General features: G+C 69.0%; 13 protein-coding genes and 1 pseudogene. 8 read left to right on the top strand and 6 right to left on the bottom strand.

The genetic code is table 11. The features are described from left to right. Positions 1-10: 10 nt before the first annotated feature. From KLI87_RS18130 to KLI87_RS18115, 4 genes are read left to right on the top strand one after another with little or no spacing between them, the layout of a single operon-like run. Entirely contained in the window at positions 11-1,963 is a 1,953-nt protein-coding gene (locus KLI87_RS18130) for an acetyl/propionyl/methylcrotonyl-CoA carboxylase subunit alpha (RefSeq protein WP_214618117.1), read from the top strand. Next, complete coding sequence (locus KLI87_RS18125; RefSeq protein WP_156218305.1) at positions 1,960-2,892, top strand: hydroxymethylglutaryl-CoA lyase; 933 nt, start codon at positions 1,960-1,962, stop codon at positions 2,890-2,892. The genes KLI87_RS18130 and KLI87_RS18125 overlap by 4 nt, the downstream gene beginning before the upstream one ends. Then, complete coding sequence (locus KLI87_RS18120; protein WP_214617945.1) at positions 2,889-4,037, top strand: acyl-CoA dehydrogenase family protein; 1,149 nt, start codon at positions 2,889-2,891, stop codon at positions 4,035-4,037. Before KLI87_RS18125 ends, KLI87_RS18120 begins: the two co-directional genes overlap by 4 nt. A gap of 44 nt (positions 4,038-4,081) precedes the next feature. Continuing rightward, positions 4,082-7,342 carry an NACHT domain-containing NTPase gene (locus tag KLI87_RS18115; RefSeq protein ID WP_214617944.1) on the top strand — a complete coding sequence of 1,087 codons (3,261 nt, stop codon included), beginning with the start codon at positions 4,082-4,084 and terminating at the stop codon, positions 7,340-7,342. Between the two features lie 5 nt (positions 7,343-7,347). Here the strand turns inward: KLI87_RS18115 and KLI87_RS18110 are convergent, their stop codons facing one another. Next, on the bottom strand, positions 7,348-7,680 hold the full coding sequence (locus tag KLI87_RS18110) for an MmcQ/YjbR family DNA-binding protein (RefSeq protein WP_214617943.1): 333 nt from the start codon (positions 7,678-7,680) through the stop codon (positions 7,348-7,350). 53 nt (positions 7,681-7,733) lie between these two features. Here KLI87_RS18110 and KLI87_RS18105 point away from each other — a divergent pair, with 53 nt between their 5' ends. Then, entirely contained in the window at positions 7,734-8,267 is a 534-nt protein-coding gene (locus tag KLI87_RS18105; RefSeq protein WP_214617942.1) for an Imm21 family immunity protein, read from the top strand. An 18-nt stretch (positions 8,268-8,285) separates the two neighbouring features. Here KLI87_RS18105 and KLI87_RS41025 read toward each other — a convergent pair whose 3' ends face one another. Together KLI87_RS41025 and KLI87_RS18100 are read right to left on the bottom strand one after the other, a co-directional pair. Further along, positions 8,286-8,414: a hypothetical protein gene (locus KLI87_RS41025; RefSeq protein ID WP_284734145.1), complete on the bottom strand. Its 129-nt coding sequence runs from the start codon at positions 8,412-8,414 to the stop codon at positions 8,286-8,288. A 20-nt stretch (positions 8,415-8,434) separates the two neighbouring features. Beyond that, positions 8,435-9,253: pseudogene (locus tag KLI87_RS18100) on the bottom strand (IS1634 family transposase); the annotation flags it as partial. Between the two features lie 174 nt (positions 9,254-9,427). Between KLI87_RS18100 and KLI87_RS18095 the strand changes: the two are divergent. After that, positions 9,428-9,784, top strand: coding sequence for a VOC family protein (locus KLI87_RS18095; protein WP_156218310.1), 357 nt, complete (start codon positions 9,428-9,430; stop codon positions 9,782-9,784). A gap of 3 nt (positions 9,785-9,787) precedes the next feature. Here the strand turns inward: KLI87_RS18095 and KLI87_RS18090 are convergent, their stop codons facing one another. After that, the gene (locus KLI87_RS18090) at positions 9,788-10,621 is read right to left on the bottom strand and encodes an alpha/beta hydrolase (RefSeq protein ID WP_214617941.1); all 834 of its coding nucleotides are present in this window, start codon (positions 10,619-10,621) and stop codon (positions 9,788-9,790) included. Positions 10,622-10,641: 20 nt separating this feature from the next. Here KLI87_RS18090 and KLI87_RS18085 point away from each other — a divergent pair, with 20 nt between their 5' ends. Together KLI87_RS18085 and KLI87_RS18080 are read left to right on the top strand one after the other, a co-directional pair. Then, on the top strand, positions 10,642-10,914 hold the full coding sequence (locus KLI87_RS18085; protein ID WP_214617940.1) for an Imm21 family immunity protein: 273 nt from the start codon (positions 10,642-10,644) through the stop codon (positions 10,912-10,914). Between the two features lie 115 nt (positions 10,915-11,029). After that, entirely contained in the window at positions 11,030-11,851 is an 822-nt protein-coding gene (locus KLI87_RS18080; RefSeq protein WP_308166060.1) for an SAM-dependent methyltransferase, read from the top strand. 39 nt (positions 11,852-11,890) lie between these two features. On the opposite strand, the gene KLI87_RS18075 is transcribed toward KLI87_RS18080, so the two are convergent. Together KLI87_RS18075 and KLI87_RS18070 are read right to left on the bottom strand one after the other, a co-directional pair. After that, a complete protein-coding gene (locus KLI87_RS18075; protein WP_214617939.1) occupies positions 11,891-12,172 on the bottom strand; it encodes a DUF397 domain-containing protein in 282 nt (93 codons plus the stop codon). Continuing rightward, on the bottom strand, positions 12,169-13,017 hold the full coding sequence (locus tag KLI87_RS18070; RefSeq protein WP_156218314.1) for a helix-turn-helix transcriptional regulator: 849 nt from the start codon (positions 13,015-13,017) through the stop codon (positions 12,169-12,171). The genes KLI87_RS18075 and KLI87_RS18070 overlap by 4 nt, the downstream gene beginning before the upstream one ends. Between the last annotated feature and the right edge of the window lie 54 nt (positions 13,018-13,071).

The following is a 13,071-nucleotide window of genomic DNA, read 5'->3' as shown; positions in this document are numbered from 1 at the left end:
CGAAAAGGCGATGTTCGACAGCGTCCTGGTCGCCAACCGGGGCGAGATCGCCGTCCGCGTGTTCCGGACGCTGCGCCGCCTCGGCGTCCGGTCGGTGGCCGTGTACACCGCCGCCGACGCGGGCGCCCGGCACGTGCGCGAGGCCGACGAGGCGCTGCGCGTGCCCTCCTACCTCGACATCGAGGCCGTCGTCGGCGCGGCGCTCGCGTCGGGCGCGCGGGCCGTCCACCCCGGCTACGGATTCCTCGCCGAGAACACCGGGTTCGCGCGCGCCTGCGCCGACGCGGGCCTCGTGTTCGTCGGCCCGCCCGCCGAGGCGATCGACGCGATGGGCGACAAGATCCGCGCGAAGGCCACGGTCGCGGCGGCGGGCGTGCCGGTCGTGCCCGGCAGCTCGCTGGGCGGCCTGTCGGACGCGGAGCTGGCGGAGGCCGCGTCGAAGGTCGGGCTGCCGGTGCTGATCAAGCCGTCGGCGGGCGGCGGCGGCAAGGGCATGCGCCTCGTCCGGGACGCGGCGGACCTCCCCGAGGCCATCGCGTCCGCCCGCCGCGAGGCGCGCGGCTCGTTCGGCGACGACACGCTGCTCGTCGAGCGGTTCGTGGAGAACCCCCGGCACATCGAGATCCAGGTGTTCGCGGACGCCCACGGCGACGCGGTCCACCTGGGCGAGCGCGAGTGCAGCCTGCAACGCCGGCACCAGAAGATCATCGAGGAGGCGCCGTCGCCGCTGCTGGACGCCGCCGCCCGCGACCGGATGGGCGCCGCCGCCGTCGCCGCCGCGCAGTCGGTCGGCTACGTGGGCGCGGGGACGGTCGAGTACATCGTCTCGGCCGACCGCCCCGACGAGTTCTTCTTCATGGAGATGAACACCCGGCTCCAGGTCGAGCACCCCGTCACCGAGCTGGTCACCGGCCTTGACCTGGTCGAACTCCAACTGCGGGTCGCGGCCGGGCACCCCCTCCCGCTCGCGCAGGCGGACGTCCGCCTGGACGGCCACGCCATCGAGGCCCGCGTCTACGCCGAGGACCCCTCGCGCGGCTTCCTGCCCACCGGCGGCCGCGTCCTCGCCCTGGCCGAGCCGGACGCCGCGCGCGTCGACTCCGGCCTGGACCCCGGGACCGAGATCGGCGGCTCCTACGACCCGATGCTCGCCAAGGTCGTCGTCCACGGCGCCGACCGGGCCGAGGCGCTGCGCCGCCTCGACCGCGCGCTCGCCTCCTACACGCTGCTCGGCGTGCAGGCGAACGTCGGGTTCCTGCGCGCGCTGCTCTCCCACCCGTCGGTCGTGTCGGGCGATCTCGACACGGGCCTGGTCGAACGCGCGCTGGACGACCTGCTCGCCGGCGCCGCCGTCCCGCCCGAGGCGTTCGCCGCCGCCGCGCTGGAACGGATGCTCGCCCTCGAACCCGGGGACTCCGGCGACCCGTGGGCGGTCCCGGACGGCTGGCGTCCCGGCGCCCACGCCTGGACCCCGTGGATCATCACCCCGTCCGGCGGCGACCCGGTCGAGGTCCGCGTCCAGGGGCGCGCCGCGTCCGCGAGGGTCCGGATCGGCGACGACCCGCCGGTCGACGCCGCCCTGACCGCCACATCCTCCGGCCTGGCCCTGTCCTACGGCGGCCGGACGATCCCGTTCGCCGCCGCCCGCGACGGGCACACCCTGTGGCTCGGCCGGGAAGGCCACGCCTGGGCGCTGACCGAGCACGTCCGCGCCGAGGGCGGCGCCGCGTCCGCCGCGGCCGGTGACGGGGTGTTGCGCAGCCCGATGCCGGGCACGGTCCTGGCCGTCAAGGCCGCCGAGGGCGACCAGGTCGACGCGGGGCAGCCGCTCGTGGTGGTCGAGGCGATGAAGATGGAGCACACCGTCACCGCGCCGCTCGCGGGCGTCGTGGCGAGCCTGCCGGTCCGCGCGGGCGCGCAGGTCGCGCTGGACGCGGTGCTGGCCGTGATCGAGGAGGCATGATGGCGACGGCGCTGCCGGGGCTTCCCGAGCGTGTCACGATCTACGAGGTCGGCCCGCGCGACGGGCTGCAGAACGAGGACACGGTCCTCCCCGCCGGGGTCAAGGCCGAGTTCGTGACCCGGCTCGCCGGGGCGGGCCTGCGCACGATCGAGACGACGAGCTTCGTCCACCCGAAGTGGGTCCCGCAGCTCGCCGACGCCGAGGAGCTGCTCGGCCTGCTGCCGCGCTCCCCCGGCGTGCGCTATCCGGTGCTCGTCCCGAACGAGCGGGGCCTGGACCGGGCGCTCGCGCTCGGCGCCACCGAGATCGCGATCTTCGGCAGCGCCACCGAGACGTTCGCGCGCCGCAACCTCAACCGCACCGTGGACGAGTCGCTCGCCATGTTCGCGCCCGTCGTGGACCGCGCACGCGCCCAGGGGCTCTGGGTGCGCGCCTACGTGTCCATGGTGTGCGGGGACCCGTGGGAGGGCGAGGTCCCGGTCGAGCAGGTCGTGTCCGTCGCGTCCCGCATGATGGACATGGGCTGTTCCCAGCTCAGCCTCGGCGACACCATCGGCGTCGGCACGCCCGGCCAGGTCACCGCGCTGATCCGGGCGATCACGGACGCGGGCATCGGAACCGACCGGCTCGCCGTCCACTTCCACGACACCTACGGGCAGGCCCTCGCCAACACCCTCGCCGCCCTCCAGGCCGGCGTCACGATCGTGGACGCGTCCGCGGGCGGCCTCGGCGGCTGCCCCTACGCCGAGAGCGCCACCGGCAACCTCGCCACCGAGGACCTCGTCTGGATGCTGGACGGCCTCGGCGTCGAGACCGGCGTGGACCTCCGCGAACTCGTCTCGACCAGCCGGTGGATGGCCGGGCGCCTCGGCCGCCCGAGCCCGTCCCGCGTCGTCCAGGCCCTCTCTCCCGGATCGGAGCAATCATGATCGACTTCACGCTGACCGACGAGCAGGAGGAGCTGCGCCGCACGGTCGAGCGGTTCGCCCGCGAGACCGTCGCGCCGGTGATCGGCGACCTGTACGAGCAGGGCGAGTTCCCGTACGAGATCGTCGCGGCGATGGGCAAGATGGGCCTGTTCGGGCTGCCGTTCCCCGAGGAGCACGGCGGCATGGGCGGCGACTACTTCGCGCTCTGCCTGGCCCTGGAGGAGCTGGCGCGCGTCGACTCGTCCGTGGCGGTCACGCTGGAGGCCGGCGTCTCGCTCGGCGCGATGCCGATCTACCGGTTCGGCTCGGACGAGCAGAAGGCCCGCTGGCTGCCCATGCTGACCTCCGGCGAGAAGCTCGCCGGGTTCGGGCTGACCGAGCCGGGCGGCGGCTCCGACGTCCCCGGTGGCATGCGCACCACCGCCCACCTGGACGGCGACACCTGGGTGATCAACGGCTCCAAGTCGTTCATCACCAACTCCGGCACCGACATCACCGCCTTCGTCACCGTCACCGCCTACACCGGCGACGGCGAGATCTCCACGATCATCGTCCCGAACGGCACGCCGGGCTTCACCGTCGGCCGCAAGTACTCCAAGGTCGGCTGGTCGGCCTCCGACACCCGCGAGCTGTCGTTCGACAACGTCCGCGTCCCGGCCGACAACCTCGTCGGCGAACGCGGCCGGGGCTACGCCCAGTTCCTCCGGACGCTGGACGAGGGACGCATCGCGATCGCCGCCCTCTCGGTCGGCCTCGCCCAGGGCTGCGTGGACGAGTGCCTGCGCTACGTCCACGAGCGCGAGGCGTTCGGCAAGGAGATCGGCCGCTACCAGGCGATCCAGTTCAAGGTCGCGGACATGGAGGTCCGCGCCCACACCGCCCGCCTCGCCTACTACGCGGCGGCGGCGAAGCTGCTCGCCGGGCAGCCGTTCAAGAAGGAGGCGTCGATCGCCAAGCTCGTCTCCTCCAACGCCGCGATGGACAACGCCCGCGACGCCACCCAGATCTTCGGCGGCTACGGCTTCATGAACGAGTACGCGGTCGGCCGCTTCTACCGCGACGCGAAGATCCTGGAGGTCGGTGAGGGAACCTCCGAGGTCCAGCGGATGCTCATCGCCCGAGCGCTCGGACTCCCTCCCTCCTGACCTTTTGCACCGTCATACTTGGAAATCCGAGGTATGGGGGTGCGATGTCGGTCGAGGTTGCCGCGTTACGGATCGGCGGCTCGGTGGCCCAGGTCGCGGCGGGACGCTGGATGGCGTCCCGCTCGACCCGGGACGCGGCGGGCAGGGACCTGGTCGAGCTGATCAAGACCGGTTTCCCGGACGAGATCAAGCGGCGCCGCGTCCACCGTCAGTTCGAGGGCATCGCGGACGCGGTCGCCGAACGGCTGCTGACGTTCGCGGGCCACGAGTTTCCCGGCCTCACTGACGGAGATCGCGACGCCGCACTCCACGAGGTCACCCGCACGATCGAGGCGGCCGACCTCTCCGACGACGCGTTCTTCGCCGCCGACGCCGACCCGGTCAAGCTCGCCCGCTCGTTGAGGTCGCGCCTCTCCACCCGCGAGGCCGAACTCGAACTGGGCGAGGCGGGGGCGCGGCTCTACGAGATCGTCCTGGACGAGTGCTGCGACTGCCTAGCACGCATTCTCATCCACCTGCCGCAGTTCGGGGCTCGCGCGTCGGTCGAGACCCTCGATCGCCTCACCGGGTTGTCCGACCAGATCAGTGCGGTGTTGTCGCGGCTGCCCGCCCGCTCCCTCACCGCCCCCGAGGGCGAGACGCACGACGAGGAGTTCACCCGCCGCTACCTCGCCTCCATCAGCGAGAACCTCGACACCCTGGAACTGTTCGGCGTCCGGTTCGAGCGGTTCACCCGCCCGCAGACCACGCTCAGCGTCGCCTACATCAGCCTGAACGTCTCCGACGACAACGCCCCGCGCCGTCCGCACCGTCCGCACGCGGTGCCCGTCAGCGACTGGCGCGAGGACGACGACGTGGGCGGCGTCCGGGTCGAGCAGGCGCTCGGCAAGAACCGGCTGATGCTCGTGCGCGGCGAGGCGGGCGGGGGCAAGAGCACGCTGCTGCGCTGGCTCGCGATCACGGCCGCGCGCGGCGCGTTCACCGGGCCCCTCACCGGCTGGAACGGCTCGGTCCCGTTCGTCATCAAGCTCCGCAGCCACGCGGGCGGCCCGCTTCCCCGCCCCGAGGAGTTCCTCGACGACGTCGCGGGCAACCTCGTCGGGATCATGCCGCGCGGTTGGGCGCACCGCCGCCTGCTGTCGGGCCGCGCCCTCCTCTTCGTGGACGGTGTGGACGAGGTCGCGGAAGCGCAGCGGCAGGCCGTCCGAGCGTGGCTCAGACAACTCATCGCGGAGTTCCCTCGCATCCAGGTCGTCGTAACGTCCCGTCCTGCGGCCGCTGGCTCCGACTGGCTACGCACGGAGGGCTTCGCGACCGCCTTCCTGGAGCAGCTCGGCCCGTCCGACGTGCGAGCCCTCGTCCACCACTGGCACGGCGCCGTCCGTGGCTGCTCGGAACTTCCCTGCGCCCCTGACCGGCTCCCCGGCTATGAAGCCCGGTTGCTGGGACGGCTGGAGGCGGCCCCTCATCTGCGGACACTCGCGTCCAACCCGCTCCTCGCCGCGATGCTGTGCGCGCTGAACCTCGACCGCGACAGCCTCCCCCGCAACCGCATGGCCCTGTATGCCGCGACGCTCAACATGTTGCTGGACATCCGCGATGCGAAACGCGGAATTCCGAGCCCGCTTGAACGCGAGGAGAAGATCCGAATACTTCAGGGCCTGGCCTGGCATCTGTCGACCAGCGGACGTGTGGAACTGCCCAAGACGACGGTCGAGGGTCTCGTCGCCGATCGGCTGGCGCAGATACCCCGGCTCCGCCTCCCGGCCCATGACGTCCTCGACTCACTGCTCCAGCGCAGCGGCGTGATCCGGGAACCGGTGCCGGGACGCGTCGACTTCGTCCACCGGACCGTTCAGGAATACCTCGCCGCCAAACAGGCCGCCGACCTCGGCGACATGGACCTGCTCATCCGCAACGCCCATCTCGACGCCTGGCGGGAAACGGTCGTCATGGCCGCCGGCCACGCCAACGAGCCCCTCCGCCGCGAGTTGATCAGCGGCATCCTGGACCGTGCCGCGTCAGAACCTCGCCGGGCCCGTACTCTCCGGCTGGTGGCAGCGTCCTGCCTGGAGACCCTCCCGTCCGTGCCGGACGATCTGCGTGCCGACCTCGATCGCTGCCTGGACTCCCTGACGCCTCCCCGCAGCATCGCGGCGGCCCGCTCCCTCGCCGCCATCGGCGAACCCGCTCTGACCCGTCTCCCCCAGACCCTGGCCGGGGTATCCGAACCCGCCGCGAGGGCCGCTATTCATCTGGCACGCCTGGTGAACGGCCCTGCCGCGCTCGACGTCCTCTCGCGCTACGGCAGCGATCCACGATCTATGGTGCAGTACGAACTGGATCAGGCGTGGAAGTACTTCGACCCCGAGGAGTATGCCGTCAGGGTTCTGGCCGCCGCTCCCCCGACTGCGGCCCGCTGGGTCGATCTTTCACCTGCCATGGCCAAGGCCCTTCAACTACTCCCACCCCTCACATATTTGACCGTTCAAACGCATGAGCAAGCCGATTTCTCCTATCTCGGCCATCACGCGCAATCGGTCGAACATCTGGCCCACTACGCCGGTGGCGCGGCGCCGACGCCGTTCCGCCTCGCCTGTCTTCCCCGACTACGCGCGCTTACCCTCGAACAGCCCGGTCTTCCCACCCTTCGCTTCTTGGACGACCTTCCAGAGCTCGAACAGATCTGGATCACGGAATGTGCCGACATCACCGATTTCAAGTCCCTGAAGCGTCAACAAAATCTGCATACCCTCATGCTCTTCGGAAGTCAGCACCTAACCGACATAACGATGTTGCCCACTCTGGAGCGGCTGACCGCCCTGGCCCTGAGCGGATCCCGTCTCAGGTGCGACCTCGCCGACGTCGTGCCCCAGGCACCGGACTTGGAACACCTAATTCTGGAAGACTGTGAATGGGTGCGCGATCTGAGCCCGCTGGCACCCCTTCCCCTCGCACACCTCCGCCTCGCACTGGTGGAGCCGGTGTCGAACATCGACACCCTTGCCACCCTCTCCGCTCTAAGAACACTGCACCTCTCCGGTAATGCCGTTCGCGACCTCAGCCTTCTCACCGGCCTCAGACATTTGCGGACGCTCTACCTGAGAGAGTGCCCGAATGTGACAGACATAGCCCGCCTCAGCGAACTGCCGAGGCTAGAGAGGCTGCACATCGAAAAAATCGGTCCTGGTGTCGACCTGGAACCGCTCGCGACGAATCGGAAACTAGTCGTGACGATCTCCCCTAGGCAGAGCATGCGCGGCGGAGCGGCACTCGGGCGGCGGTTGAAGGTCCTCTCAGAATGAGGCCGCTACGTCAGCGTCTTCGTGAGGCGCTTGGGGGCTGAGAGGCGCCAGGCTTCGGTGACGAGTTCTCGCAGTTCATCCGGGTCCACTGTCGCCAGGTTGACCTCTAGCCAGGCGAAGCGGCCGCTTGCCCAGGACGGCGTGAAGGTCTCGGGGTCTTCGGCGACGAGGGCGGCCTGTTCTTCGCGGGTCGCCTTGAGGAGGACGGTCCCGTCGGGCTCGTTGAGGTAGCAGAAGCCCTTGCCCCGCACTCGGAAGCCCGTCATCCCTCCGAACGCGTCACGCTCGGTCACTTCCGGTAGCGCGAGCACGGCCTTCAGGAACTCCTCAACGTTCATGTGGGGAGGTCTACCAGGCAGGTCGGACGGTTTCGGGGGCTAGCCTGCCGAGTGTGGACGACGAGTACGCGAGAACGTGGGTCGAGTCGTTGGGCGGCCCGCTGGTGGTGTTGCCCCAATCCGTTCTGCCGCTGTGGCACACGGACCCGGCCGGGCAGGACGTCAACGATCCGGCGGAGTGGGGCGACTACGGGCGGGCGTGCAAGATCGACGACTCCCTCGGCGTCCTGGAGGTCGGAGACGCGCAGGCGCTCGTCCTCGGCGACGTGCCGGATTCGACCACCTTCCTGCCGGAGCTGTCGGCGTTCGTCCGGTGGGAATGGGCACCGTCCGAGGAGGCCCTGCTGGACGGCGTGGAGGCCCTGCTCGACACGGCGGAGTGGGAGACCGAGGTCCGCTGGACGGTGCCCGGCCCGGTCGTCCTGTTCGACTCGGTCTGGCCCGGTCCCACCCTGCTGGACCAGCAGCCGGAGAACCACCTACTCATCGATCTCGCTCCGGGCACATTTCGGGTCAGCTTCGCATCAATTGCGACAGGACCGGAAACCCGGGTCGGCATCGTCCGGCTACTCTCCGACAAGCCATGAAACCTGACTTGGCTCAAATTAGTGCCCACCGCGGTCGTGGATGCGGATGAGGGCATCGCGGAGGTCGTCGGGTAGCGGGTCGACGGCGGTGAGGGTGTGCTCGCCGGCCTGGATGTCAATGGTGCGGTCGCGGCGGGTGGTGCGCACGAACTTCTTGATCGACCAGCCGGTGCGTCGGGTATCCGCGCGCCGAGGATGAACGACAACCCCGCGGCCTCGATGGCCTGCTGGTCGGCCGCAGAGATCATGCCAGCGTCGGCCACGACCGTGACATCGGCCAGCTGGTGGGCATCCATGAACGCACGGATGGTCGGCAGCATCGTAGTGGTCTCGCCCCGGTTGCCCTCGAACGCGTTAGCCATCAACGGAAACCCGCTTGCGTCGGTGAGCAGCCCGATCGTGATCTGCGGCTCTAGGCGGCGGGCTTTGGAGAACCCGGGCTCACGGAACCCGTCCCCGGCATCGGTCTCGAAGTACAAGGTGGACACATCATAGAGAACCAGTGACGCCGGCCCCAGATCAGCGGTGCGGGCGCACGCCGCGGCCAACTTCTGCCGCCAGGACTCTTTCGCGAACGCGGGCAGACGCCGCTTGAGGGTCGCGTACGCCGGCGGGTCCAAACCTGCCTCCTCGACCACCCGCAGACTGTCCAGCTTGCTGGTCGGCTCAACGATCCGTGCCAGCACCAGTAATCGGAACACCTCGTCACCACCAGCGGCCTCCTCGAACCCCAACAGCTGGTAGGCGTGGCCGAGCGCGTCCCACAGGTACCCCATCCGCGACGACGTGATCGCAAGCGGCCCACCACCAGCACCACTGCCGGCCTGCAACGCCGCGAAGTCCGGGCCAAAGTCGAGCTCGGGCTGCCCCACAGCCAGACGCCGCCTCGCCACCGCCTTGAGCGCCTCCAACGCCGCATCGTCATGCGCCGAGCCGATGTGCTCGATGTCCCGCGACCCGCGACGCGAGGAGTGCACGATCTGCACCGCCCTGGCCCCCGACGCCGTCTTCACCGTGCGCACATACGCCACGAGAGACAGCCTAGAACCGGCCGCTGAGTGCGCAGATTTTCGCCGTTCACACGACGAAACCGCAGCTCAACAGCCAGCACCCTACCCAAGATCAGCGATCTTGAGCCAAAAGTCAGGTAAGGTGACGCAATGGTCATGCGGGTGGCGGTTCCCGTGCTGCCGTGCCGAGATGTGCAGGCAGCGCGGTCGTACTTCACGGACGTGCTCGGATTCGACACCATATTCACCTGGGAGACCCCACCTAGCTACGCGGCCGTGATCCGCGACACCGCCGAGTTCCACCTGTACGCCGAAAGCAGCGCCGGCCCGGCCAGGGTGACGGTTGTCGTCGACGACGTCGATTCCTGCCACGACGAGCTGCGCGCCCGCGGCGCCGACATCGTCGAGCCACTGGCCGACCGGCCCTACGGGATGCGCGACTTCAACGTACGGACACCCGATGGGCACTTGTTGATCTTTAGCCAGCCGCTTACCGAGTACGGGTGACCATCAGCGGACCAGCCGGAAGAATGACCGGACCTCGTCGACGAACAACGCCGGCTGCTCGAACGCCGCGAAGTGGCCGCCCTTGCCGGGCTCGTTCCAGTACCGGATGTTCGGGAACCGGCGCTCCGCCCACCGCCGAGACGGGCGCTGCAGCTCCTTGGGGAAGACCGAACAGCCGGTGGGTACGGTCACCGGCGCGCCGGCCGACCCGGAGATCTGTTCGTTGACCTGCCGGAGGCTTTCCCAGTACAGCCGGGCGGATGAGGCACCGGTGCCGGGCAGCCAGTAGAGCATCAGGTTGTCGAGCAGCTCATCCCGGGTCATAACCCGATGCAGGTCGCCACCGGAGTCGGTCCACGACCAGAACTTCTCGACGATCCAGGCGCGGAGGGCGGCCGGCGAGTCGACCAGCCCGTAGCCGACCGTCTGCGGCCGAGTCGACTGCTGCGCCGAGTATCCGGAGCCCCATTCGTCCGCCTCCCGCAGTGTCGCGAGCGCCGCCCGCTCGGCACCGGTGAGGTCGTCCAACGTGGCCGGATCGGGCGGTGCGAGCGGCGGCATGAGATGGATGCCGGCGACCCGATCGGGTTGCCGTTGACCGATGCTCGTGGCGATGCTGGTGCCCCAGTCGCTGCCCTGGGCGCCGAACCGCCGGTAGCCGAGCCGGGCCATCAGCTCGCACCACGCGTCGGATATCCGCTCGATCCCCCACCCCGGCGCGGCCGGCTTGTCGCTGAAGCCGTAACCGGGAAGCGATGGGCAGACCCCTAGAACCGGCCGCTTAGTGCGCAGATTTTCGCCGTTCACACGACGAAACCGCAGCTCAACAGCCAGCACCCTACCCAAGATCAGCGATCTTGAGCCAAGTCAGGTCCGAGGAGGCCCTGCTGGACGGCGTGGAGGCCGTGCTCGACACGGCGGAGTGGGAGACCGAGGTCCACTGGACGGTGCCCGGCCCGGTCGTCCTGTTCGACCCGGTCTGGCCCGGTACCACACTGCTGGATCAGCAGCCGGAGAACCACCTACTCATCGATCTTGCTCCGGGCACATTTCGGGTCAGCTTCGCATCAATTGCGACAGGACCGGAAACCCGGGTCGGTATCGTCCGGCTACTCTCCGACAAGCCATGAAAGCCCGGATGCGGCCAGTTCGGCCTGCAGATCACCGCGCGCGGACGTTGACCGTAAGATGGCGAGTCTCACTACTGTGTGACGCGTACCACCGCGAAGACTTATGGGAGTTGCCGTGCCGGATAGTCCAGACGACGGCCCGTCCTCGGTCGACCTCAGGACCGATGTGGCGCACTCGGCCCGGGTCTATGACTATCTGCTAGGCGGCAAGGACAACTACAAAGCCGACCGCAAGGCCGCCGAGGACGTCGTCAAGGTCGCCCCCTACATGCGCACCTCCGTTCGGGCGAACCGCAATTTCATGGTGCGGGTGGCTCGCTATCTGGCGGCCGAGCGGGGTATCCGGCAGTTCCTCGACATCGGGACGGGGCTGCCGACCTCGCCGAACCTCCACGAGGTCGTGCAGAAGGTCGATCCGTCCTGCCGGGTGGTCTACGTCGACAACGACCCGATCGTGCTCGTGCACGCTCGCGCGCTGCTCACCAGCACGCCCGAGGGGCGGTCCCGCTACATCGACGCCGACGTGAGCGACCCGGAGAGCATCCTCGCCGCCCCGGAAGTGCGGGAGACGCTAGACCTGAGCCGGCCGGTGGGGCTGTGCCTCATCGCCGTCCTGCATTTCCTCCACGACGAGGCGAAGGCGCACGGCATCGTCGAGAGCCTGCTGGAGCCGCTGGCGTCCGGCAGTTTCCTCGCGCTCTCCACGATCGCCATCGACAGCGCCCCCAAGCAGGTCGGCACCGCCATCAAGGAGTACAACGCGCGCGGCATCCACTCCAAGGCGCGCACGAAGGCCGATATCGAAGGCTTCTTCAAGGGCCTGGAACTGATCGAGCCCGGCGTCACGCCCGTCCACCACTGGCGTCCAGACGACGAGGCCCGCAAGATCGACGACTCCCAGGTCTCCATGTACGGCGGCCTCGCCATCAAACGCTGACACGCGTCCGAGGCGAGAGGCCGCCGTCACTTCGTCCGCTCAACCGGCGGCGCCGAGGTCGTGCACACCGCCCTTGATGTCGGCCATGAGGCACGTCCACGCGCCCGGCGCGATGGACAGCATCGGCCCGTCCGGATCCTTGGAATCCCGCATCGCCACCAGCCGACCGACCAGCGGCGCCACCTCGACACACTGGCCCTCGCCGCCGCTGCTGTAACTACTCGTTCGCCATGCGGCGGCCACTTCAACGCACTCTTGCCCTTCGCCGCCGCTGCGACGACTCTTGCGCCATGGGGAGAAGATGAGCTGCTGAGGGGTCATGACTCTGAGATTAGCCGTTCGATGAATGAACGGGAATCGTCTGGCGAGAGCGCGGCGCTTCTCAGATGATCGAAGACGACATCGTGTCGGCGGATGTCGTCCGGGTTCTCCAAATACCAGCCGCTGGTCAGGTTCTCAACCAGGACGACCGACAGCTCGTCGGACCTCAGGGTGGTGAAGGAGCCGTTGTGACCAGGATGGGCCCCTGCGGAGTATGGAAGCACCTGGAGGGTGACGTTCGGCAGCTTCGAGAGCTCTACCAGGTTCCTGAGCTGCCCCTTCAACACTCCGGGTCCGCCGAACTCCTGGCGGAGGGCAGCTTCGCATACGATCGCCCAGAGGCCGGGACCGCCTTCTTTGAAAAGAATTTTTTGTCGCCGCATGCGGATCTCAGTGAGGCCGTCTATGTCTGGCTCCATGCCTTGGGAGATGCCGGAGGCGATGACCGCACGCGCGTAGTTGACTGTCTGGAGGAGGCCGGGGATCAAGTGGAGCTGGAAACTCCTGATCGACCTGGCCTCAGCTTCCAGGGAGATGTAATCCAGCATCGAGGGAGAGAGTTTCCCTTCATAGCGGTACCACCAGCCTTTGGCGGTGGTATGACGGGCGAGGTCGAATAGGGCCGCGCGCTGAACCGGGTCGGCGTACCCGTAGCGGTCGAGCATGTTCTCCAGGGCGGGGCGGCGGATGCCGCGTTTGCCGGTTTCGAGCTTGCTCAGGGAGGACGGGGTGCGGTTCAGCACCCGGGCGGCCTGCTGGAGGGTGAGGCCGCGCTCCTCGCGGATGGCGCGAAGGCGCTGGCCGAGCTTGCGGCTTCGCATGGTCGGGCGCTGCGCGTTCTCCATGGAGTAATCATGCACGGACAATGCGTGACCGGTGGCGATATCGGCCAGGTCGGC

The sequence above is a fragment of the Actinomadura sp. NEAU-AAG7 genome (assembly GCF_018603865.1).
GTDB classification, from domain to species: Bacteria; Actinomycetota; Actinomycetes; order Streptosporangiales; family Streptosporangiaceae; genus Spirillospora; species Spirillospora litoris.
This window is presented reverse-complemented; position numbering and strand designations above follow the sequence as displayed.